This is a genomic window from Geodermatophilus bullaregiensis (assembly GCF_016907675.1).
GTDB classification, from domain to species: Bacteria; Actinomycetota; Actinomycetes; order Mycobacteriales; family Geodermatophilaceae; genus Geodermatophilus; species Geodermatophilus bullaregiensis.
The window spans coordinates 3,121,809-3,143,071 of record NZ_JAFBCJ010000001.1 but is presented as its reverse complement, the minus strand read 5'-3'; the positions used below and the strand labels follow the sequence as shown (position 1 = coordinate 3,143,071).

Below are 21,263 nucleotides of genomic sequence, written 5' to 3'. Positions count from 1 at the left end.
GCGCTACCGTCCCGCCCATGGGAGCCGTCGCGGTCCGCGCCACCCGTCCCGCCGCCGCCGCGCTCGCGCCGGTCCTGGTCGTCCAGGGCGCGGGTGTCCGCCGGCGCACGCCCGTCCTGCCGGAGGCGGCCGGGCCGCGCAGCGGGGCCGTGCCGGGCGACGGGCCGCCGCTGACCGTGGCGGTCGTCGGTGAGTCGCCCGCGGCCGGCGTCGGCGTCACCACGCAGGACGACGCGCTCGCGGCCCGCTTCGCCGCCGCGCTGGCCGGCCGCTGCGGCCGCGCGGTGCACTGGCGGCTGTCGGCGCGCACCGGGACGACGGCGCAGCGCGCCACCGACCGCCTGGTGCCCGGGCTGGCCGGCCCGCCCGCCGACGTCGTCCTGGTGCAGCTCGGGGTGAACGACACCCTGCGGCTGCGCGCACGGGCGGCCTGGCGCCGTGACGTCACCGCCCTGCTCGACGCGCTGGCGCCGCTGGTCGCACCGGACGGCGTCGTCGTCCTGGCCGGGTTGCCCGACCTGGCCGCCTTCCCCACGCTCCCGCAGCCGCTGCGCGGGGTCCTCGGCCGGCACGCCCGCGTCCTGGACCGCGAGCTGGACGCCCTGGCCGCCGCGCGGCCGGGGGTCCGCCACGCCCCGACGCCGCCGCTGTCCGGCCGGGAGCACTTCGCCGGGGACGGCTTCCACCCGAACGCCGCCGCCGTCCGGGAGTGGGCGGCCGACCTCGCCGGGGTCGGCCTGTCCGGCCGCCCCGCCCGCTAGATGTTGGCGCCGTCCGGCGGCGGTCCGTCGGGGAGCGGTGCGGCGAAGCCGTTGCCGCCGGCCCGCGGGGCCGGCATGCCGACGGTGTAGGAGGTCATCGACAGCGAGCCGTAGGCGTAGCCGTCGACCAGCACGTCGGCCGTCGTCCCGGTCGCAGCGGCCATGCCGGCCACGTAGAGCAGTGGCAGGAAGTGGTCGGGCGTCGGGACGGCGAGGTCGAAGTCGCGGTGGCCGTCGAGCCGCGAGATCCCCGCGGGGTCGGTGAGCATCAGCTCCTCGGCCTGCTCGTCGAAGCGCTGCGCCCAGTCGAACCCGGCGTCGGGCAGGGCGCGGCTGACCCCGCCGAGGTTGTGCACCACGTTGCCGCTGCCGATCACCAGCACGCCGTCCTCGCGCAGCGGCGCCAGCGCCGCCCCCATCTGCAGGTGGTGGTCGGCGCTCTTGAGCGCGTTGATCGACAGCTGCACCACCGGGACGTCGGCCTCGGGGAAGGCGTGCAGCAGCACCGACCAGGTGCCGTGGTCGATGCCCCAGCTGTCCAGGTCGGCGCCCACCCAGGTCGGGGAGACGACGTCGGAGACCTGCTCGTGCAGCTCCGGGAGGCCCGGGGCGTCGTAGTGGACGTCGAAGAGCTCGGGCGGGAAGCCGAAGAAGTCGTGGATGGTGCGCGGCCGGGCCATCGCCGTCACCGCGGTGGCGTGCACGTACCAGTGGGCCGAGACGACCAGGATCGCCCGCGGCCGGGGCACCGACCGCCCGAAGGCGCGCCAGGCGTCGGTGTAGCGGTTGCGCTCGAGGGCGTTCATCGGGTTGCCGTGGCCGATGAAGGCGGCGGGCATGAGGGTCATGCGGCTCTCCTCATCCGGCGTCGGGGAAGACCGTGCCGTCCCGGATCCTCCCGCGCCCGGCCGGGCCGCGCGAGAGGCACCGGGGCGTCACCCCGCGTCGCCCCGGGCGGTCACCCCGCGTTGCTGGCGGGCGGCACCCGCCGCAGCAGCGGCGAGAGCCACCGGGCGCCGGCCCCCTGCCCGGCGGCGACGTCGCCCGGGTTGGACAGCGCGCAGGTCTTCAGCGACAGGCAGCCGCAGCCGATGCACGACGACAGCCCGTCGCGCAGCTGCTCGAGCGCCGCGATCTGCTCGTCGAGCCGGTCGCGCCAGCCGCGCGAGAGCCGCGCCCAGTCGCGGGCCGACGGCGCGCGCCCCTCCGGGAGGGTGTCCAGGGCGGCGCGGATCTCCGGCAGCGACAGCCCGACGTTCTGCGCCGCGCGCACGAAGGCCAGCCGCCGCAGCACCGAGCGGGGGAAGCGCCGCGCGCCCCCGGCGGTGCGGGTGGCGGTGACGAGCCCCTGCGCCTCGTAGTAGCGCAGGGCCGACGGCGCCATCCCGGAGCGGGCGGCCACCTCACCGATCGACAACCCGTCCACCGCACCCCCTTGACCTCAAGTCGGCTTGAGGCCCGAGCCTACGGCCATGACACCTCGCACCGCACTGGTCACCGGCGCCTCCCGCGGTCTGGGCCGCGCCCTCGCCGGCGCTCTCGCCGCCCGCGGCTGGCGCCTCGTCGTCGACGGCCGCGACGCCCGCCGTCTCGCGGACGCCGTCGCCGGGCTGCCCGACCCCGGCCTGGTCACCGCCGTGGCCGGCGACGTCGCCGACCCCGCCCACCGCGCGGCCCTGGCGGCGGCCGTCGGCGGCCGGCTCGACCTGCTGGTCAACAACGCCAGCGACCTCGGCCCCACCCCGCTCCCACCGCTGGCCGACCTCCCGCCCGCCGCCCTCGAGCGCGTGCTCGCGGTCAACACCGTGGCGCCCCTGGCCCTGCTGCAGGCGGTGCTGCCCGCCCTCGAGCGGGCCGGCGGCACGGTCGTGTCGGTCAGCAGCGACGCCGCCGTCGAGGCCTACCCCGGCTGGGGCGGCTACGGCGCGAGCAAGGCCGCCCTCGACCGGCTCACCGCCGTGCTGGCCGTCGAGCACCCGCGGCTGCGCGTCTACGCCGTCGACCCCGGTGACATGGACACCGACATGCACCGGGCCGCGGCACCCGAGGACGACGGCCTGCCGGCACCCGAGACCGTCGTCCCGGCCCTCCTGCGCCTGCTCGACGACGACGCCCCACCCAGCGGCCGGCTCCGCGCCGCCGAGCTCCTGCCGGCGGGGGTGACCCGGTGACCACGACCTTCGCCCTCCCGCCCGGCAGCGAGGCGACGGCGCCGCCCGAGCACCGCGGCCTGACCCGCGACGGCGTCCGGCTCATGGCCGTGCGCCCGGGCAGCGTCACGCACGCCCGCTTCACCGACCTCCCCGACCTGCTCGAGCCGGGCGACCTCGTGGTGGTCAACACCTCGGCGACGCTCCCCGCCCGCCTCGACGCCCGCCGTGCCGACGGCCGGGTGGTCCCGCTGCACGTGTCCACGGCGCTCGACGACGGCTCCTGGGTGGTGGAGGTCCGCCGTCCCGGCAACGACGGGCCCGAGACGGGGCTGGAGCCCGGCGCCGAGCTGGGTCTCCCCGGCGGCGTCCGGCTGCGCCTGCGGACCGGCTTCCCCGACCCGGCGCGCCCGTCGCGGCTGTGGCGGGCCCGGGTCGAGCCGGCGGTCGCGCTCGTCCCCTACCTGGCCGAGCACGGCCGGCCGGTGCGCTACGGCTACCTGCAGGCACCCGTGCGGCTGGCCGAGACGCAGAACGTCTACGCCACCGAACCGGGCAGCGCGGAGAACGCCAGCGCCGGGCGGCCGTTCACCGACCGGCTGCTGGTGCGGCTGGTGGCGCGCGGCATCCCGGTGGTCCCGCTGGTGCTGCACGCCGGCGTCTCCAGCCCGGAGCTGCACGAGCCGCCGGCGCCCGAGCGCTACCGCGTCCCCGAGGTCACCGCGCGGCTGGTGACCGCCACCCGGGCCGCCGGGCGGCGGGTGGTCGCGGTGGGCACCACGGTCACCCGGGCGCTGGAGACCGTCACCGGCGACGACGGCGTCACCCGTGCCGGCGAGGGCTGGACCGACCTCGTGCTGGGTCCGGACTCCCCGGCGCGCGCGGTGACCGGACTGGTCACCGGGCTGCACGCGCCCGAGGCCAGCCACCTGCTGCTCCTGGAGGCCGTCGCCGGGCCGGACCTGGTGGACAGCGCCTACCGGGCGGCGGTGGCCGGGGGCTACCTGTGGCACGAGTACGGCGACTCGATGCTCTTCCTGCCCTGAGGGGCCGGCGCGACGGGGCGGGCGGGTGGACCCGGGCGCCCCGTCGCCGGCTCACCAGAGCCCGGCCGCCGCCTCCAGCAGCACCTGCCGCTCCGCGGGTGGGCGGCCGGGGCACGCGGTGCACACCGGCTGGGCCGGCAGCCGGTACAGCAGGCAGCACGAGACCCGGCGCACGAACCGGACGCCGCCGACGTCGGTGTACCGCGGCGCGGGCAGCGGCTCCCCCACGGCCGCGGCCACCGGGGCGGCCAGGGCGGTCACCGTCGCGACGTCGCCCAGCGCCCGGCCCACCGCCAGCAGCCGGCCGGCCAGCGAGTCGGTGGCCACCGCCCACAGCGGCCGCTCGCGCACGCCGCCGGCCCGGGCCACCGCGGTGACCACCGCCGCGAGCGTCTCCCGCAGCTCCCCCGCGGGGTCCGGCCCCGGCGGCGCCGCCGAGACGCCGGCCACCGGCAGTCCCCCGGTCAGCTCGTACAGGGTCGTGTCGGCCAGCCGCGCCGACAGCGGCCGGCCGGTGGCCAGCCCCGCCACCACCGGCGTCAGCAGCACCGCCGAGGCCGAGTACCACCACACCGTGGCCAGGACGCGGCGGTCGTCGCCGCGGTACCGGTGGCCGAGCGCGGTGACCCGCCGCGCCGTCCAGTCCGGGTCGGCCAGCAGCGTGGCGGGCACCGGGCGGGCCGACGGCGGCGGCAGCAGCCCCAGGCCCGCGGCGCCGGGCACGCGGGCTGCCACCACCGCCTGGGGTCCGCCGTCCACCGGCCCAGTCTCACCGGTCGCCGCGGGCAGGTCGCCGTGGACCCTCCGCGTGGCTGGGTCGGGATCTACGGTGTGTGCTGGACCACGCCGCCCGCCGCCGGGTGGCACAGCCGATACGGAGGGAGCCGCCACGTGAGCGAGTCGACCGTGCAGGAGGGCCGCCGCTTCCCGGCGCCGGAGCAGCTGGCCGCCCAGGCGAACGTCGGCCCGGACGTCTACGCGCAGGCCGAGAGCGACCGGCTGGCCTTCTGGGAGACCCAGGCGCGCCGGCTGACCTGGACGCAGGAGTGGGACCAGGTCCTCGACTGGTCCAACCCGCCGTTCGCCAAGTGGTTCGTCGGCGGCAAGCTCAACGTCGCCTACAACTGCGTGGACCGGCACGTCGAGGACGGCCACGGCGACCAGGTCGCCTACCACTGGGAGGGCGAGCCCGGCGACACCCGGACCATCACCTACGCCCAGCTCCAGGACGACGTCTGCCGGGCCGCCAACGCCCTGCTCGAGCTCGGCGTGCAGGCCGGCGACCGGGTCGCCGTCTACATGCCGATGATCCCCGAGGCGGTCGTCGCGATGCTGGCCTGCGCCCGCATCGGCGCCGTCCACATGGTGGTCTTCGGCGGCTTCTCCGCCGACGCGCTGGCCAGCCGGATCACCGACTCCGGCGCCGTCCTCGTGATCACCGCGGACGGCGGTTACCGGCGCGGGGCGCCCAGCGCGCTCAAGCCCGCGGTCGACGACGCGGTCGGCCGCACCGACAGCGTCCGCAACGTGCTGGTGGTCCGGCGCACCGAGCAGGACGTGGAGTGGTCCGAGGGCCGCGACCTGTGGTGGCACGACGTCGTCGACCGGCAGTCGGCCGAGCACACGCCCGAGTCCTTCGACGCCGAGCACCCGCTCTACATCATGTACACCTCGGGGACGACGGCGTCGCCCAAGGGCATCCTGCACACCTCCGGCGGCTACCTCACCCAGGTCGCCTACTCGCACTGGGCGACCTTCGACCTCAAGCCCGACGACGACGTCTTCTGGACCTCGGCCGACATCGGCTGGGTCACCGGCCACAGCTACATCGTCTACGGGCCGCTGGCCAACCGGGCCACCTCGATCATGTACGAGGGGACGCCGGAGACCCCGCACCGCGGCCGCTGGTTCGAGATCATCGAGAAGTACCGGGTGAGCATCCTCTACACCGCACCGACGGTGATCCGCACGTTCATGAAGTGGGGCGAGGACGTCCCGGCCGGCTTCGACCTCAGCAGCCTGCGGGTGCTCGGCTCGGTCGGTGAGCCGATCAACCCCGAGGCCTGGCTCTGGTACCACGAGCACATCGGCGGCGGCCGCTGCCCGATCGTGGACACCTGGTGGCAGACCGAGACCGGCGCGCACATGATCAACCCGCTGCCCGGCGTCACCTCGCTCAAGCCCGGCTCCGCGCAGACGCCCTTCCCCGGCATCTCGGTGAAGGTCGTCGACGACGAGGGCAACGAGCTCGGCGACGACTCCACCGGCCTGCTGGTGCTCACCGAGCCGTGGCCGGCGATGCTGCGCACCATCTGGGGCGACGACGACCGCTACGTCGACACCTACTGGTCGCGGTTCGGCGAGCAGGTCTACTTCGCCGGCGACGGCGCCAAGAAGGACGACGACGGCGACATCTGGCTGCTCGGCCGGGTCGACGACGTCATGAACGTCTCGGGGCACCGCATCTCCACCACCGAGGTCGAGTCCTCGCTGGTCGCGCACCCCACGGTCGCCGAGGCCGCGGTCGTGGGCGCCAGCGACCCGACCACCGGGCAGGGCATCGTCGCCTTCGTCATCCTCCGCGGCGCCGCCGAGGACTCCGGCGACGAGCTGGTGCAGCAGCTGCGCAGCCACGTGGCCAAGGACATCGGCCCGATCGCCAAGCCGCGTCAGATCATGGTCGTGCAGGAGCTGCCCAAGACCCGCTCGGGCAAGATCATGCGCCGGCTGCTGCGCGACATCGCGGAGAACCGCGAGCTCGGCGACGTCACCACCCTCACCGACTCCTCGGTGATGAACCTGATCAAGGACAAGCTGCCGGCCAGCTCCTCGTCCGACGACTGAGGAAGGACCCCTCTGCCCCCCACCGCTCGGACGCTCGCGGCGGGCCCCTGCAGAGGGGTGGCCCGTCCTTCCCACCCTCTCGCGTGCTCAGGGCGGGACCCGGGACGGGGCCACCTCGGGCGCCCCGGCGTCCCCCCGCGCAGCTCGCGCGGGGGGACGCCGGGGCGCGGCGTCCGCGATCATGGGGGACGATCCTCCCGAGAGGCCGCCGCCCGCGGCCGTCCCGACGTGTCCGACCAGGGAGGAGCCCCCGTGGCCCACAGCGTGTCGTCGTCCACCCCGCCGGCCGAGCGGCGTACCGGCTCGGCCGTCACCACCGCCACCGACCCCTCCGTGGGGGCGCTGGTGCAGAGCGCGATGGCCGACGTCTCCACGCTGATCCGCGCGGAGATCGAGCTGGCCAAGACCGAGATCACCGGCTCGGCGAAGAAGGCCGGCGTCAGCGTCGGCCTGTTCGCCGCCGCGGGCGTGCTGCTCGCCTTCGCCGGCATCTACCTGTTCGTGACGCTGGCCGAGCTGTTCACCTGGCTGGGGCTGCCCCGCTGGGTGTCCTACCTGATCGTCACCGTCGGCCTGCTGGTCGTCGCCGCCCTGGCCGGTCTGGTGGGCCTGCGGATGCTCAAGAAGATCGACAAGCCCGAGCGGACGCTCGAGTCGCTGCGCGAGCTGCCCGAGGTCATGCACCGCGAGGCGCCCGGCCAGCGCCGTCGCGACCTGCCGACGGTCAGCAACGGCCGCGTCGAGCGGCGCGGCCCCGACACCTACCTGGTCTGAGCGCCGCCGCCGAGCGCCCCGCCCGCTCCGGGCGGGGCGGTCGCGGGCCGGGCACCGTCCCCGCCGACGAGCGGCCCGATGCCACGAGCGTCCTGCTGCCCGGCCCGTGGGTGCACCGCGACGCCTCGGCCAACGGCGTCCGGCTGCACCTGGCCGAGGCCGGCGAGGGCCCGCTGGTCCTGCTCCTGCACGGCTTCCCGCAGTTCTGGTGGACCTGGCGCCACCAGCTCCCGGTCCTCGCCGAGGCCGGGTTCCGCGCCGTCGCCCCCGACCTGCGCGGCTACGGCGCCAGCGACAAGCCCCCGCGCGGCTACGACCTGCCCACCGCGGCGAGCGACGCGGCGGCGCTGGTCCGGGCCCTCGGTGAGCGCGACGCCGTCGTCGTCGGGCACGACTGGGGCGGCCTGGTGGCCTGGACGATGGCCGCGCTGCACCCGCGCAGCGTGCGCCGCCTCGTCGTCGTCTCGATGGCCCACCCGCGGCTGCTGCGCGCCGGGCTGGCCGAGCGCGCGCAGCGCCGCGCCCTGCGGCACGTCCTGGGCTTCCAGCTGCCGCGGCTGCCCGAGCGGCGGCTGACCCGCGCCGACGACGACCCGGTCGCCGACTTCCTGCGCCGCTGGGCCGGACCCGCGTGGACGCACACCGCCGACTTCGCCGAGGCGGTCGGGCACTACCGCTCGGCGGCGCGGATCCCGCAGGCGGCCTACGGGTCGATGGAGTACTTCCGCTGGGCCGGCCGGTCCCAGCTGCGTCCCGACGGGCTGCGCTACGCCCGCCGGATGGCCGCGCCGGTCACCGCACCCACCCTGCAGCTGCACGGCACCGCGGACCCCCTCGTGCTGCCCGGCACCGCCCGCGGCTCGGGCCGCTACGTCGCCGGGGCCTACGAGTGGCGGGAACTGCCCCGCGTCGGCCACTTCCCGGCCGAGGAGGCCGCCACCGAGGTCACCGCCGCCATCCGCGACTGGTCCACGTGACGTACGGAACGGCCACCTCCTGGGGTCCCTCCGCCTGCGCGTGCGAGGCGTGGGGGAGAGGTGGTCCTCCCGCTACTCGCAGGGGCCGGTGTCCACCGGCGCGGTGCTCGCCGCGCCCTGGCGGGCGGCGGGGGCGACCTGCTCGGCGGTCAGCGCGTAGCCGGTGAGCGGGTCGTCGATCGCCGAGGCGAAGACGACACCGAGCACGCGGCCGGCGGGGTCGAACAGCGGGCCGCCGGAGTTGCCCGACCGCACCTCGCCGCGGAGGGCGTACACCTCGCGCTCGACGGTCCGGGTGTCGCGGAAGTCGGGACCGCTGATGTCGCCGCGGTCGCGGACGCGGGCCGGGCCGACGAACAGGTCCCCGCCACCCGGGTAGCCCATGATGATCGCGTCGTCACCGGTGCCCGAGGACTGCGGCGCGAAGGCCAGCGGCACCTGCGGCAGGCCGGGGACGGCGAGCACCGCGACGTCGACCTCCTCGTCGACGTAGACCGGCGTCGCCTCGTACTCCTCGCCCTCCGCCAGGACCACCGGGTCGGTGACGCCGGCCAGCACGTGGGCGTTGGTCATGACCCGGCCGGCGGCGTAGACGAAGCCGGAGCCGTCGATCTGCCGGGAGCACGACGGCGCGACCCCGCTGATCTTCACCACCGAGCCGGTCACCTGGCCGACCACGGGACTGCCCAGCAGGGCCTGGTCGGGCTCCGGGACGTCGCGCACCTGGGTGGGGGTGAGCGGGTCGAGGACGTCGGGCAGACCGCGCCGGTCGATCGCCTCCCGCAGCGAGTCGTACACCGCCCGGACGCTGTCGGGGACCACCCGGTCGACCACCTGCACCAGCGCCGACGCCCGGACCTGCCCGGCGACCTGGGGGAAGGGCGCGCTGGCCAGCGGGGTGGCGACCATCCACGCCACGAGCAGCACCGCCACCGCCGAGACCACGGCGCCGGTCACCGAATCGAGCACCTCGGCCGGCTCCCAGGTGACCCGCCGGCGCACCGCCCGCCCGATGGCGCCGGCCAGCACCTGCCCGATCAGTGCCCCGGCGAGGACGACGACCAGCGCCGCGAACACGCGGGTGACCGGCGAGCCGTCGAGGCGGTCGGCGACCGGGCCCGACAGCTGCGCGCCGAGCACCGCCCCGCCGAGGAAGCCGAGGAAGGAGGTCGCCGACACCAGCAGGCCCTGCCGGAAGCCGGAGAAGGCGAAGGCGAGGGCGAGGGCGACGAGGAGGAGGTCGACCAGCACCACGGTTCAGCCCGAGACCGTCATCACGCCGGACTGCCCCAACTGCACGTGGAAGGTGCAGTCGAAGGGGTGCTCGCCCGGCACGGTGACCTCGAACTCGATGGTGCGGCTCTCCCCCGGCGCCAGCAGCGGGATCTCCTCGGCGATCGGCTCGGGGCCGGCGTCCGGGCGGAAGCGGAAGTTGTGCGTCATCTGCTCGGCGGTGCTGGTCACGGTCAGCCGGACCCGGCCGGGGGCGACGGTGAAGGTGTCGGGCACGAAGACGTAGTCGTCGGGGCTCTCGATGGTGACCTCCTGGACCCCGTCCTCGGCGGTGGTCACCGTGCCGGCCGACGGGTCCGAGGGCTGCGCCGAGGTGCCGGCCGCGCCCGGGCCGCCCTCGCTGCCGCAGCCGGCCAGTCCGCCGGCGGTCAGCAGCACGCCGCACAGCAGCGCCGGGACGCGCCCGGCCCGTCCCCTCGTCCCGCTCATCGCGAGGGAACGGTACTTGCCGGACCGCCGTCGGGCGGGGGGTCCGCCACCGTCGGCGCGGCGGCGTCCTCGGCACCGCCCTCGCCCAGCGAGCCGGGTACCACGGCCGGCCGCGCACCGGCGGCCTCCAGCGGCCGCACGTCGCGGACGTCCCACGGCCGCGCCAGCCCGGCGGCCTCGAGCACCGCGTCGAGCAGCCCGGCGGTGAAGCCCCAGACGACCATCCCGGCCACCCCGAAGGCCGGGCCGACGTAGCCCGAGGAGTGCCGCACGCGGAAGCGGTTGGCCGGGTCGGCGAGCTCGGCCAGCGGCACCCGGGCCACCCGCGCGACCTCCCGCGGGTCGCCCACGGTGACGTCCCGCGGGTCGTCCCACCACGCCACGACGGGGACGACGAGGTTGTCGGAGGGGCCGAGGAACAGCTCCGGCAGCGTCGCGAGCACCCGCACGCCGGCCGGGTCGATGCCGGCCTCCTCCTGCGCCTCGCGCAGCGCGGTGCCCACGGGGTACTCCTCGCCCGGGTCGGCGCCGCCCCCGGGGAAGGCCGGCTGACCGGCGTGCGTCCGCAGCCGCGGGGACTTCTCGATGAGCAGGACGTCGGCGCCGCGCGGTCCCTCGCCGAAGAGGATCAGCACCGCCGAGCGGCGCGCGGTGGCACTGGGACGCGGCGTGCGGTGGCGCAGCGGGAGGTCGGGACCGGCCTCGAGCAGGCGGCGCACGTGGTCCGGCAGGCCGGTGAGGTCGACCCCGGCCAGCACGCCGGTCACAGCTGCACCCCGAGGTGCTCGGCGACCAGCGCCCGCAGCTCGTCGAGCGAGGTCACCTGACCCGTCCGCACGAAGGCGACCGACCCGTCGGCGGTGAGGAACACGGTGTGCGGCAACCCCCGCAGACCCAGCGCCGCGGCGACGTCCCCCTGCCCGTCGAAGGCGCCGGGGAGCGTCACGCCGGCGTCGTCGGCGAAGGAGGCCGCCTGGGGGACGCCGTCCTGGCTGACGACCCCCACCACCCGGACGCGGTCGCCGGCGAGGCCGGCGAGCTGCTGCACCCAGGGCAGCTCCTCACGGCACGGCTGGCACCAACTGGCCCACAGGTTCAGCACGGTGGGCACGCCCTGCGCGAGCCCCAGGTCCAGGGTGCCCCCGGTGAAGCACTCGATCGGCGGCACCGCCGACAGGTCGCTGTCCGCGGCCGGCTCGTCGGGCTGGTCCGGGCAGGCCGCGAGGTCGGTGTCCGTGCCCGCGACCGTGGCGCGCTCCACGGCCTGCACCTCGTCGGCCTCCGACGAGGTGCAGGCCGACAGGAGCAGGCCGAGCCCGAGCAGCGCGGCCGCCCGCCGCCTCGCGTCCCCCCGGTCCCCGGTGCTCACTCGGTGTCCGACGCCGCGGGCGTCTTGACCAGCCCGAGCGCCGCCTCGGGGTCGGTGGGGCCGATGCCGTAGGACGGACACCAGCGGGCCAGTCCGCAGGCCCCGCACGCGGCCTTCTTCGCGTGGCAGACCCGCCGGCCGTGGAAGATCACGCGGTGGCTGAACATCGTCCAGTCGCGCTTGGGCACCAGCTCGGCGACCTCGGCCTCGACCTTCACCGGGTCCTCCTCGGCGGTCCAGCCGAAGCGGCGGACCAGCCGGCCGAAGTGCGTGTCGACGGTCAGCCCGGGGACGCCGAAGGCGTTGCCCAGCACGACGTTGGCCGTCTTGCGGCCCACCCCCGGCAGCGTGACGAGGTCGGCCATCCGGCCGGGCACCTCGCCGTCGAACCGCTCGACCAGCGCCTGCCCGAGGCCGATGACCGAGGTGGCCTTGGCCCGGAAGAAGCCGGTGGGCCGGAGGATCTCCTCGAGCTCGGCGCGGTCGGCACCGGCGTAGGCGGCCGCGCCGGGGTAGCGGGCGAACAGCCGCGGCGTGACCTTGTTCACCGTCTTGTCGGTGGTCTGCGCCGAGAGCACGGTGGCCACCAGCAGCTCCAGCGGCGTGCCGAAGTCCAGCTCGCAGTGCGCGTCGGGGTGGATCACGGCCAGCTCGCGCGCCATCCGGCGGGCGCGGCGGGTGCGGGCCAGCGGCGTCTCGTCGGGATCGAACGGCGGGGCGGCCGGGCGGCGGGCGGGAGCACGGCGCGCCGCAGGGCGCGCGTAGGCCGGCGAGGACACGCGGTCGAGGGTAGGCGGCGCCAGCGACACCGCCGGTCCCGTGCCACCATGGACGCACGGGTCCGGACAGGGCCTGCCCGCGGACGACCGGACCGGGAGGTGGACGTGGTCGCGCTCATCGTCATCCTCTTCCCCCCGATGGTCATCGCCTTCCTGCTGATCATGGAGCGCGTCGAGGAGCCGCTGCGCCGGCCGACGTCGCCGCGCGAGGTCGCCGACTTCCTCCAGTCCGCGACGCAGGGCGAGGTCGACACGCTCGCCGCCTCGGGCATCCGCCGGGCCATGGCCCGCTGGCGCCGGCGGCGCCGCTCGCGCGTGCAGAAGCGCACCGAGCCGCTGGTCTGACGCAGGACCCTCCTGCCCCGGGAGGGGGAGGCCACCCGACACCGGACGGGTGACGACGGGCACAGCCCCCTAGACTCCCCGTGGACGTGGGTGCCGTCGGCCCCGCAGGTGACGCGCGAGCAACGAGGTGGAGACACGACGTGGTGGACGAGGTGCTGGCCCAGTCCGGGATCTTCCAGGGGCTCTCGGAGGAGGCCGTCGGCCCCGTCGCCAGCCGTCTGGAGACGATCACCCTGCCCCGCGGCCGGGTCGTGTTCAACGAGGGTGAGCCCGGCGACAGCCTCTACATCGTGCTGAGCGGCAAGATCAAGCTGTCCCGCCGCGCCCCCGACGGCCGCGAGAACGTGCTCGCCGTCATGGGTCCCTCCGACCAGTTCGGCGAGCTGTCGGTCTTCGACCCCGGCCCGCGCACGGCCACGGCCACGGCGGTGACCGACGTCCGGCTGGCGAAGATGCCGCAGTCGGTGCTGCGCCCGTGGATCGAGGCGCACCCCGAGATCGGGGAGCAGCTGCTGCGGGTGCTGGCCCGCCGCCTGCGGCGCACCAACGACTCGGTGGCCGACCTGATCTTCACCGACGTCCCCGGCCGCGTGGCCAAGGCGCTCCTGCAGATGGCCGACCGCTTCGGCAGCCGCGAGGCCGACGGTCTGCGGGTCAAGCACGACCTCACCCAGGAGGAGCTGGCCCAGCTGGTCGGCGCCTCCCGCGAGACGGTGAACAAGGCGCTGGCCGACTTCGTGCACCGCGGCTGGATCCAGCTGCAGGGCAAGTCGGTCGTCGTCCTCGACGAGGACCGCCTGCGCCGCCGCGCGCGCTGACGCTCCGGGCGCCGGTGGCCCCGGAGGTCACGAGGGGAGCGGCACGACCAGGCGGATCCGGGTGCCGTCGGGCAGCACGGCCCAGCGGCCGTCGGGCTCGTCGGCGAACGTCGGCGTGATCGGGCTCAGCGGGGCCGGCGGCGAGCCGGCCAGCGCCGAGGCGACGTCGGGGAACGCGGCGAGCTGGTCGAGGGTGTGGATCGTCGGCGGCAGCATCGGCCGCGTGCCGGCGCGCATCTCGGCCAGCGCGGCCTCCGGCGTCAGCCAGCTGGCCTCGTCGGCCTCGCCGGAGACGTCGCGGGCCTCCTGCCCGGCCGGCAGCGCCGCGGCGAAGAAGCGGGTGTCGTAGCGGCGCGTCTCCTGCGGCGGGGTGATCCAGTGCGCGAAGGGCCGCAGCAGGTCCGAGCGCAGTGCCAGCCCGCGGGCGGCCAACAGCTCGGCGAGCGACAGCTCCCGCGTCAGCAGCGCCTGCCGCTGCGCCTCCCACTCGTCCCCGGAGACGTCGGGGACGACGTCCGGCCCCTCCGACCCGGCGGGCGCCCCGGCCAGCAGGACGCCGGCCTCCTCGAAGGTCTCCCGGACGGCGGCGCAGACCAGCTCCCGGGCACAGCGCTCGTCGCAGCCCAGCGAGTCGGCCCACACGGCCGGCGCCGGCCCCACCCACGCGACGTCGGTGTCGCCGTCGCGCGGGTCGACGCCCCCACCGGGGTAGGCGGTCATCCCGCCGGCGAAGGGCATGCCCCTCGTGCGCCGGAGCAGGTGCACCTCCAGGCCCGTGGCGCCGTCGCGCAGCAGCAGGACCGTCGCCGCCGGCCGGATCGCCGTGGTCATCGCAGGGCGACCATCAGCGCAGTTCGACGGTGAGCTCGACCTCGACCGGGGCGCCGAGCGGCAGCTCGGCGACGCCGATGGCGCTGCGGGCGTGCCGGCCGGCCTCGCCGAACACCTTGCCGAGCAGCTCGCTGGCGCCGTTGACCACCCGCGGCTGGCCGGTGAAGCCCTCGGCGCTGGCCACGTAGCCGACCACGCGCACCACGCGGGCCACCGAGTCCAGGCCGACCAGCTCGTCGACGGCGGCCAGCGCGTTGAGCGCGCACAGCTTCGCGTCGGCGGCGGCGTCCTCCGGGTCGACCGAGCCGCCGACCTTGCCGGTGCGCCGCAGCCCGCCGTCGACGAAGGGCAGCTGGCCGGAGGTGAAGACCAGCTGCCCGCTGCGCACGGCCGGCACGTAGGAGGCGACGGGCGCCGCCACCGGGGGCAGCCGGATGCCGAGCTCGGCCAGCCGCGCCTTCCAGCTCTGGGTCGGCGTCCCCTGGGCCTGGGTCATCGGGGCGCCCTCAGTCGACGGGGCGCTTGAGGTAGGCCACCGGCTGCCCGGCGCCGTTCGGACCGGGCAGGACGGTGACCAGCTCCCACCCGTCGACACCCCACGAGTCGAGGATCGCCTTGGTGTTGTGGATCAGCAGGGGGATGGTCGCGTACTCCCAGCGGCGACGGGCCGGTTCGCTCATGGGGCACGACGCTAGCGCAGGTCCTCGGCCTCGTCCCGCGTCCCACCTCGAGCGTGCGAGGGGTGGGGAGGACGAGGTCCGCATAGTCTGGTCGGGGTGAGCTCCCAGCCCCTCCCCGTGCGCTGCCACGTCGTGACCGGCAAGGGCGGCACGGGCAAGACGACCGTGGCCGCCGCCCTGGCCCTCGCCCTGGCCGCCGGGGGACGCACCGTCCTGCTCGTCGAGTGCGAGGGCCGCCAGGGCATCGCGCAGCTGTTCGACACGCCACCGCTGCCCTACGAGGAGCGCCGGGTCGCGGTCACCCGCAACGGCGGCGAGCTGCGCGCCCTGGCGATCGACGTCGAGGAGGCCCTGCTCGAGTACCTCGAGATGTTCTACAACCTCCGGCGGGCCGGCCGGGCGCTGCGCAAGATGGGCGCGGTCGACTTCGCCACCACCATCGCCCCGGGCCTGCGCGACGTCCTGATCACCGGGAAGATCAAGGAGGCGGTCACCCGCCGCGAGAACGGCCGTCCGGTCTACGACGCCGTCGTGGTCGACGCCCCGCCGACCGGGCGGATCACCCGGTTCCTCAACGTCACCGGCGAGATGGCCGGCCTGGCCCGCTCCGGGCCGATCAAGACCCAGAGCGACGGCGTGATGGCGGTGCTGCGCTCCCCGCAGACGGCGGTGCACCTGGTCACCCTGCTCGAGGACATGCCGGTGCAGGAGACCGCCGACGCCATCGGCGAGCTCACCCAGGTGGGCCTGCCGGTGGGCTCGGTCGTCGTCAACATGGCCACCGAGCCGGTGCTGCCGTCCGCGAGCCTGGCCCGGGCCGCCGAGGGGCGGCTCACCGGCGCCGACCTCGCGCCGGGACTGACCGCGGCCGGGCTCCCGGCCGACGACGCGCTGGCCGACGCGCTGGCCGCCGAGGCCGTCGAGCACGCCCAGCGGTGGGCCGCCCAGGACGCGCTGCGCACCCGGGTGGAGTCGCTGGGACGGCCGACGGTGGAGCTGCCGCTGCTGGCCGCCCCGATCGACCTCGGCTGCCTGTTCGAGCTGGCCGGCCGCCTCGAGGACCACCTCGGTGCGGAGGTGGCCGCGTGAGCGCCGCGGAGCAGACCCCCGGCACGGCCTCGCGTCCCGCTCGGGCGGCCGCCCGGCCGGCGACCGACCGGCTCGCCCCGCCCCTGGACCTGGCGGCGCTGGTCGCCGACCCCGACACCCGGATCGTCGTCTGCTGCGGCTCTGGCGGCGTCGGCAAGACCACGACGTCGGCCGCGCTGGCGCTGGCCGCCGCGCAGGCCGGCCGCCGGGTCGTCGTCCTCACCATCGACCCCGCCCGCCGGCTGGCCCAGTCGCTCGGGCTGGTGGAGCTGGACAACGAGCCGCGGCCGGTCGACGTCCCGGGGGTCCCCGGCGAGCTGCACGCGATGATGCTGGACATGAAGCGCACGTTCGACGACATCGTCGTGGCGCACTCGACCCCGGAGCGGGCCGAGCAGATCCTGGAGAACCCCTTCTACCAGACCCTCTCCTCGTCCTTCGCCGGGACGCAGGAGTACATGGCGATGGAGAAGCTGGGACAGCTGCGGGCCGGCGACGAGTGGGACCTCATCGTCGTCGACACCCCGCCGTCGCGGTCGGCGCTGGACTTCCTCGACGCCCCGAACCGGATGAGCCGGTTCCTCGACGGCACGATGATCCGACTGCTCACCGCCCCCGCCCGGGCCGGCGGCCGCGCCGGGTTCAAGTTCGCCAGCGCCGGCTTCATGATCTTCACCCGGATCATCTCCAAGATCCTCGGCGGGCAGCTGCTGCGCGACATCTCCGCCTTCGTGGCCGCGCTGGACACGATGTTCGGGGGCTTCCGCGAGCGGGCCACGGCCACCTACGAGCTGCTGCGCAAGCCGGGCACCTGGTTCGTCGTCGTCGCGACGCCGGAACCCGACGCGCTGCGGGAGGCCTCCTACTTCGTCGACCGGCTCTCCGCCGAGGGGATGCCGCTGGCCGGGCTGGTGCTCAACCGCACGCACCCGCCGGCGAGCACCACCCTGTCGGCCACCCGCGCCGAGGCCGCGGCCGAGGCGGTCGACGACGGGGACGCGGCCGCGGCACTCGTCGCCGGCGCGCTGCGGGTGCACGCCGAGCGGATGACCCTCGCCACCCGCGAGCAGCGGCTGGCCGACCGGTTCACCAGCGCCCACCCCGAGGTGGCGGTCCGGACCGTCCCCGCGGCGGCCGGCGACGTGCACGACCTCGACGGCCTCCGGACCATGGGCGAGGCCCTGACGGGCGCGGACGACGACACGCCGACCGGCGTGCCGCGCGCCCGGGTGCTGCCCGCGCGCCGCGCCTGAGACGGGACCCGGCGCGCCGGGACGCGCCGTACATTGGCGGCGATGTCCACTCCCGCCCGCTCCCGGGTCCTGGTCAAGCTCGCCACGATGGTCGTCGTGGCCGGCGCGCTCGTCGCTGCCCTCGCGCTGCCCGTCGTCGGCGGGGCCGGCGTCGTCGCGAGGAACTCCGCGTCACTGCTCGACGCGCTGCCGGTGGAGCTCACCGACGCCACGCCGGCCGGCAACTCCCGGGTGCTGGCCGCCGACGGGTCGCTGATCACCAACTTCTACGCGAACAACCGCACGGTGGTGACGTCGGACCAGATCGCCGACGTCATGAAGCAGGCGCTGGTCGACATCGAGGACTCGCGCTTCTACCAGCACAACGGCCTCGACGTGCAGGGCACGCTGCGCGCCGCGGTGACCAACGTCGCCGCCGGGTCCGTGCAGGAGGGTGGCTCGACGCTCACCCAGCAGCTGGTCAAGCAGACCCTGCTGGAGACCGCCGACACCGCCGAGGACCGGCAGGCGGCGACCGAGCAGGACATCGGCCGCAAGCTGCGCGAGGCCCGCCTGGCCCTCGCGCTCGAGGAGACCTACGACAAGGACGAGATCCTCACCCGGTACCTCAACATCGTGTACTTCGGGCAGGGCGCCTACGGCATCCAGGCCGCCGCCCAGAAGTACTTCAGCGTCAACGCCGCCGACCTCACCCTCCCGCAGGCGGCGATGCTCGCCGGGCTGGTGCAGAGCCCGGCCAACGACGACCCGGTCACCAACCCGGAGAACGCGCAGGCCCGCCGCAACCAGGTGCTGCAGCGGATGTTCGACCTCGGCCACGTCACCGAGGCCGAGCTGACCGAGATCTCCGCGCAGCCGGTGCAGGTGGCCCCCAGCCCCAACGCCCCCAACGGCTGCATCGACGCCACGGTCGGCGGCTTCTTCTGCGCCTACGTCGCCGGGTACCTCACCGGCACGCTCGGCATCAGCCAGGAGCAGCTCGACAACGGCGGCCTGACCATCCAGACGACGCTCGACCCCCAGCTGCAGACCCTCGGTGACCAGGCGGTGCTCACCACCCTGCCGATGGGCGACCAGCTCGCCGGCATGTTCACCGCCATCGCGCCCGGCACCGGCCACGTGCTCGCGATGAGCGTCAACCGCCAGTACGGCTGCTCGGACCCGCAGTGCGAGTCGGTGGTCCTCAACACCGTCGCCAGCAAGGGCGCCGGGTCGACCTACAAGGTGTTCACCGCCGCGGCCGCGCTCGAGGCGGGCGTCCCGGCCAGCCACGTGATCAGCACGCCCGGCGGCCAGTACACCTCCCGGGTCTACACGAACGGCAGCCAGCCCTACAGCGTCGAGAACGCCAGCGAGAACTACCCCGACACCCTCGACATGGTGGGGGCGCTGGTCCGCTCCTCGAACACCTACTTCCTCGCGCTGGAGGACCGCCTCGGCAGCGTCGAGGGCCCGGTCCGCATGGCCGAGCGCATGGGCATGAACTTCGACCAGCCCAACCAGACGCCGGCCGACCGGATCATCGCCGAGAACCGGGGGTCGTTCACCCTCGGTGCCGAGGCGACCAGCCCGCTGGACCTGGCCAACGCCTACGCCACCCTCGGCGCCCAGGGCACCCAGTGCGACCCGGTGCCGGTGCTGCAGGTGCTCGACCGCAACGGCGAGCCGCTCACCGGCGACGACGGCCGGCCCCTGGTCACCGGCGACAACTGCACGCCGGACGCGATCCCGCCCGGCATCGCCAACACGCTGGCCAACATCCTCGTCGGCGACGTCGCCAACCCCGAGGGCACCGGGACCCGGGCGGCCATCGCGGGTCACCAGATCGCCGGCAAGACCGGCACCTCGCAGGGCCGGGACTCGGTGGCCTTCGTCGGCGTCATGCCCGAGTACGCGGTCAGCGTCATGGTCTTCAACCCCAAGACCCAGCAGGACGTCGGCGGCTACGGCGGCAACATGCCGGCGACGATCTTCCGGGACGCGATGACGCCCTACCTCGCCGACAAGCCGACCGGGACCTTCCCGCCCTCCGACCCGGCCCTGCTGGGCCAGGGCCAGCCCCCGTCCGTGGACGGTCCGGTCCCGGCCACCGGGGACGACGCGGCCGACCAGGCGCCGGCCGCCACGGGCAACGGCAACCGGGGCGGCAACCGGGGCGGGGGCGGCGGCCGCGGCAACTGAGGGAGGACCCCGCTGCCCGCACCTCTCGCGAGCCCGCGGCGGGCCACCCGTGTCCCTCAGGCCAGCTGGCGGCGGACCTCCGCGGCCACGCGGGCACCCTCGGCCCGGCCGGCGACCTCCGCGTTGGCCGCGCCCATGACCCGGCCCATGTCCCTCATGCCCGTGGCGCCGGTCCGCGTGATCACGTCGGCGACCAGGGCGGCGAGGTCGGCGTCCTCGAGCTGCGCCGGCAGGTAGCCGGCCACGACCTCGCCCTCGGCCCGCTCGCGGTCGGCCTGCTCGGCCCGGCCGGCGCCCGCGAAGGCCTCGGCGGCCTCCCGGCGGCGCTTGGCCTCCCGCCGCAGCACCGCGAGCACCTCGTCGTCGCTGAGCTCGCGGGCCTCCTTGCCGGCGACCTCCTCCGCGCTCACCGCCGCGAGCACCATGCGCAGCGTCGCGGTGCGCAGCTCGTCCCGGGACTTCATCGCGGTGGTCAGGTCGGCGCGCAGCTGATCCTTGAGGGCGGACACGGCCCCAGCCTGGCACGGCACCTCCGGCACGGGACGCCCGGTGGCGCACCGGCGGCGCCCGTAGGCTCCGGGACCGTGCGCTGGTACACCCTGCCCTCGGCCGCTGTCGCGGCGGGCACCGCGACGCTGGGCTACGCCTCGCTCTACGAGCGGACCCGCTGGACGCTGCGCCGCTTCGACGTCCCCGTGCTGGCCCCCGGCTCCGCGCCGCTGACCGTCCTGCACCTGTCCGACCTGCACATGACCGCCGGCCAGCGGTCCAAGCAGGAGTGGGTGGCCTCGCTGGCCGCGCTGGAGCCCGACCTCGTCGTCGACACCGGCGACAACCTGGCCGGGGTCGACGCCGTCGGCCCGACGCTGCGCGCGCTGGACCCGCTGCTGGACCTGCCCGGCGCCTTCGTCACCGCGTCCAACGACTACTTCGCGCCGCGGCCGAAGAACCCGTTCACCTACTTCACCCGGACCGAGAAGCGGGTGCACGGCGTGGAGCTCCCGTGGCACGACCTGCGCGACGGGCTGACCGCCCGCGGCTGGCTCGACCTCACCAACGCCACGGGCGAGCTCACCGTGGCCGGCCGGCGGATCGCCTTCGCCGGGGTCGACGACTCGCACCTCGGGCGGGACCGCTACGACCTCGTCGCGGGCCCCGCCGACCGCACCGCCGACCTGCGGGTGGGACTGGCGCACTCCCCCGAGCCGCGGGTGCTCGACCGCTTCGCCGCCGACGGCCACGACCTGCTGCTGTGCGGGCACACCCACGGCGGCCAGCTGCGGGTGCCGTTCTACGGCGCGCTGGTGACCAACTGCGGCATCGACCGGGCGCGGGCCCGCTGGCTGCACCGGTGGGCGCCGCCGGCGCCCGGCCGGCCCGCCGGCACCTGGCTGCACGTCTCGGCCGGGCTCGGGACCAGCCCGTACGCACCCGCCCGGTTCGCCTGCCCGCCCGAGGCGACGCTGCTCACCCTCACCGCCCGGGAGCCCTGAGACAGGACCCTTCCCCCTGCAGACCGGCCGCGGGGACCGGGACGGTACAGTCGTCCCCGCACGCCTCGGGGTGTGGCGCAGCTTGGTAGCGCGCGTCGTTCGGGACGACGAGGCCGCAGGTTCAAATCCTGTCACCCCGACCCACGGCTCA

At 75.8% G+C, this 21,263-nt stretch carries 24 protein-coding genes and 1 tRNA gene; 13 read left to right on the top strand and 12 right to left on the bottom strand.

What is annotated here, in order from left to right; all coding sequences use genetic code 11:
* The first annotated feature begins 17 nt into the window (after positions 1-17).
* The gene (locus JOD57_RS14855; RefSeq protein ID WP_204692722.1) at positions 18-761 is read left to right on the top strand and encodes an SGNH/GDSL hydrolase family protein; all 744 of its coding nucleotides are present in this window, start codon (positions 18-20) and stop codon (positions 759-761) included.
* Here the strand turns inward: JOD57_RS14855 and ygiD are convergent.
* Complete coding sequence (ygiD, locus tag JOD57_RS14850) at positions 758-1,609, bottom strand: 4,5-DOPA-extradiol-dioxygenase (protein WP_204692721.1); 852 nt, start codon at positions 1,607-1,609, stop codon at positions 758-760. The genes JOD57_RS14855 and ygiD overlap by 4 nt on opposite strands.
* Before the next feature lie 110 nt (positions 1,610-1,719).
* Entirely contained in the window at positions 1,720-2,187 is a 468-nt protein-coding gene (gene soxR, locus JOD57_RS14845; RefSeq protein ID WP_204692720.1) for a redox-sensitive transcriptional activator SoxR, read from the bottom strand.
* A 46-nt stretch (positions 2,188-2,233) separates the two neighbouring features.
* Here soxR and JOD57_RS14840 point away from each other — a divergent pair, with 46 nt between their 5' ends.
* Both JOD57_RS14840 and JOD57_RS14835 read left to right on the top strand, forming a co-directional pair.
* A complete protein-coding gene (locus tag JOD57_RS14840) occupies positions 2,234-2,932 on the top strand; it encodes an SDR family NAD(P)-dependent oxidoreductase (RefSeq protein WP_204692719.1) in 699 nt (232 codons plus the stop codon).
* Positions 2,929-3,957, top strand: coding sequence for an S-adenosylmethionine:tRNA ribosyltransferase-isomerase (locus tag JOD57_RS14835; protein WP_204692718.1), 1,029 nt, complete (start codon positions 2,929-2,931; stop codon positions 3,955-3,957). The genes JOD57_RS14840 and JOD57_RS14835 overlap by 4 nt, the downstream gene beginning before the upstream one ends.
* 51 nt (positions 3,958-4,008) lie before the next feature.
* Here the strand turns inward: JOD57_RS14835 and JOD57_RS14830 are convergent, their stop codons facing one another.
* Complete coding sequence (locus JOD57_RS14830) at positions 4,009-4,716, bottom strand: (2Fe-2S)-binding protein (protein ID WP_307824696.1); 708 nt, start codon at positions 4,714-4,716, stop codon at positions 4,009-4,011.
* A gap of 132 nt (positions 4,717-4,848) precedes the next feature.
* Here JOD57_RS14830 and acs point away from each other — a divergent pair, with 132 nt between their 5' ends.
* From acs to JOD57_RS14815, 3 genes are all read left to right on the top strand, one after another.
* The gene (gene acs / locus JOD57_RS14825) at positions 4,849-6,801 is read left to right on the top strand and encodes an acetate--CoA ligase (RefSeq protein ID WP_204692717.1); all 1,953 of its coding nucleotides are present in this window, start codon (positions 4,849-4,851) and stop codon (positions 6,799-6,801) included.
* Between the two features lie 252 nt (positions 6,802-7,053).
* Positions 7,054-7,575, top strand: a complete 522-nt coding sequence (locus tag JOD57_RS14820) for a phage holin family protein (RefSeq protein ID WP_204692716.1) — start codon at positions 7,054-7,056, stop codon at positions 7,573-7,575.
* A 110-nt stretch (positions 7,576-7,685) separates the two neighbouring features.
* Entirely contained in the window at positions 7,686-8,552 is an 867-nt protein-coding gene (locus JOD57_RS14815) for an alpha/beta fold hydrolase (RefSeq protein WP_307824695.1), read from the top strand.
* A 72-nt stretch (positions 8,553-8,624) separates the two neighbouring features.
* Here JOD57_RS14815 and JOD57_RS14810 read toward each other — a convergent pair whose 3' ends face one another.
* Genes JOD57_RS14810 through nth form a run of 5 tightly spaced genes read right to left on the bottom strand, consistent with a single transcriptional unit; the run spans position 8,625 to position 12,422 of the window.
* Positions 8,625-9,803 carry a MarP family serine protease gene (locus JOD57_RS14810; RefSeq protein ID WP_307824694.1) on the bottom strand — a complete coding sequence of 393 codons (1,179 nt, stop codon included), beginning with the start codon at positions 9,801-9,803 and terminating at the stop codon, positions 8,625-8,627.
* A 6-nt stretch (positions 9,804-9,809) separates the two neighbouring features.
* The gene (locus JOD57_RS14805) at positions 9,810-10,274 is read right to left on the bottom strand and encodes a cupredoxin domain-containing protein (RefSeq protein ID WP_204692714.1); all 465 of its coding nucleotides are present in this window, start codon (positions 10,272-10,274) and stop codon (positions 9,810-9,812) included.
* Positions 10,271-11,041, bottom strand: a complete 771-nt coding sequence (locus JOD57_RS14800; protein WP_307824693.1) for an NUDIX hydrolase — start codon at positions 11,039-11,041, stop codon at positions 10,271-10,273. Before JOD57_RS14800 ends, JOD57_RS14805 begins: the two co-directional genes overlap by 4 nt.
* Positions 11,038-11,643 (bottom strand): TlpA family protein disulfide reductase, encoded by a 606-nt coding sequence (locus JOD57_RS14795; protein ID WP_204692713.1) that lies wholly within the window; start codon positions 11,641-11,643, stop codon positions 11,038-11,040. The genes JOD57_RS14800 and JOD57_RS14795 overlap by 4 nt, the downstream gene beginning before the upstream one ends.
* Positions 11,640-12,422 (bottom strand): endonuclease III, encoded by a 783-nt coding sequence (gene nth, locus JOD57_RS14790; RefSeq protein ID WP_307824692.1) that lies wholly within the window; start codon positions 12,420-12,422, stop codon positions 11,640-11,642. Before nth ends, JOD57_RS14795 begins: the two co-directional genes overlap by 4 nt.
* A gap of 105 nt (positions 12,423-12,527) precedes the next feature.
* Between nth and JOD57_RS14785 the strand changes: the two genes are divergently transcribed.
* Entirely contained in the window at positions 12,528-12,767 is a 240-nt protein-coding gene (locus JOD57_RS14785; protein ID WP_204692711.1) for a hypothetical protein, read from the top strand.
* A gap of 140 nt (positions 12,768-12,907) precedes the next feature.
* Positions 12,908-13,585 (top strand): Crp/Fnr family transcriptional regulator, encoded by a 678-nt coding sequence (locus JOD57_RS14780; RefSeq protein WP_443667587.1) that lies wholly within the window; start codon positions 12,908-12,910, stop codon positions 13,583-13,585.
* A gap of 27 nt (positions 13,586-13,612) precedes the next feature.
* Here the strand turns inward: JOD57_RS14780 and JOD57_RS14775 are convergent, their stop codons facing one another.
* From JOD57_RS14775 to sp36, 3 genes are read right to left on the bottom strand one after another with little or no spacing between them, the layout of a single operon-like run.
* Positions 13,613-14,416, bottom strand: a complete 804-nt coding sequence (locus JOD57_RS14775; RefSeq protein ID WP_204692710.1) for an NUDIX hydrolase — start codon at positions 14,414-14,416, stop codon at positions 13,613-13,615.
* A gap of 13 nt (positions 14,417-14,429) precedes the next feature.
* Positions 14,430-14,912 carry a RidA family protein gene (locus JOD57_RS14770; RefSeq protein WP_204692709.1) on the bottom strand — a complete coding sequence of 161 codons (483 nt, stop codon included), beginning with the start codon at positions 14,910-14,912 and terminating at the stop codon, positions 14,430-14,432.
* 10 nt (positions 14,913-14,922) lie between these two features.
* The gene (gene sp36, locus JOD57_RS14765) at positions 14,923-15,096 is read right to left on the bottom strand and encodes a Sp36 family protein (RefSeq protein WP_204692708.1); all 174 of its coding nucleotides are present in this window, start codon (positions 15,094-15,096) and stop codon (positions 14,923-14,925) included.
* Between the two features lie 96 nt (positions 15,097-15,192).
* Here sp36 and bagA point away from each other — a divergent pair, with 96 nt between their 5' ends.
* The 3 genes from bagA to JOD57_RS14750 are packed head-to-tail and all read left to right on the top strand — an operon-like array spanning position 15,193 to position 19,619.
* A complete protein-coding gene (gene bagA / locus JOD57_RS14760; RefSeq protein WP_204692707.1) occupies positions 15,193-16,185 on the top strand; it encodes an ATPase BagA in 993 nt (330 codons plus the stop codon).
* On the top strand, positions 16,182-17,438 hold the full coding sequence (gene bagB / locus JOD57_RS14755) for an ATPase BagB (protein WP_204692706.1): 1,257 nt from the start codon (positions 16,182-16,184) through the stop codon (positions 17,436-17,438). The genes bagA and bagB overlap by 4 nt, the downstream gene beginning before the upstream one ends.
* A 42-nt stretch (positions 17,439-17,480) precedes the next feature.
* Positions 17,481-19,619, top strand: a complete 2,139-nt coding sequence (locus JOD57_RS14750; RefSeq protein WP_204692705.1) for a transglycosylase domain-containing protein — start codon at positions 17,481-17,483, stop codon at positions 19,617-19,619.
* 56 nt (positions 19,620-19,675) lie between these two features.
* Here the strand turns inward: JOD57_RS14750 and JOD57_RS14745 are convergent, their stop codons facing one another.
* Positions 19,676-20,128, bottom strand: coding sequence for a GatB/YqeY domain-containing protein (locus JOD57_RS14745; protein ID WP_204692704.1), 453 nt, complete (start codon positions 20,126-20,128; stop codon positions 19,676-19,678).
* A 75-nt stretch (positions 20,129-20,203) separates the two neighbouring features.
* On the opposite strand from JOD57_RS14745, the gene JOD57_RS14740 reads away from it, so the two are divergent.
* Positions 20,204-21,112: a metallophosphoesterase gene (locus JOD57_RS14740; protein ID WP_204692703.1), complete on the top strand. Its 909-nt coding sequence runs from the start codon at positions 20,204-20,206 to the stop codon at positions 21,110-21,112.
* A gap of 66 nt (positions 21,113-21,178) precedes the next feature.
* Positions 21,179-21,252: transfer RNA gene (locus JOD57_RS14735), tRNA-Pro, on the top strand.
* Positions 21,253-21,263 lie beyond the last annotated feature (11 nt).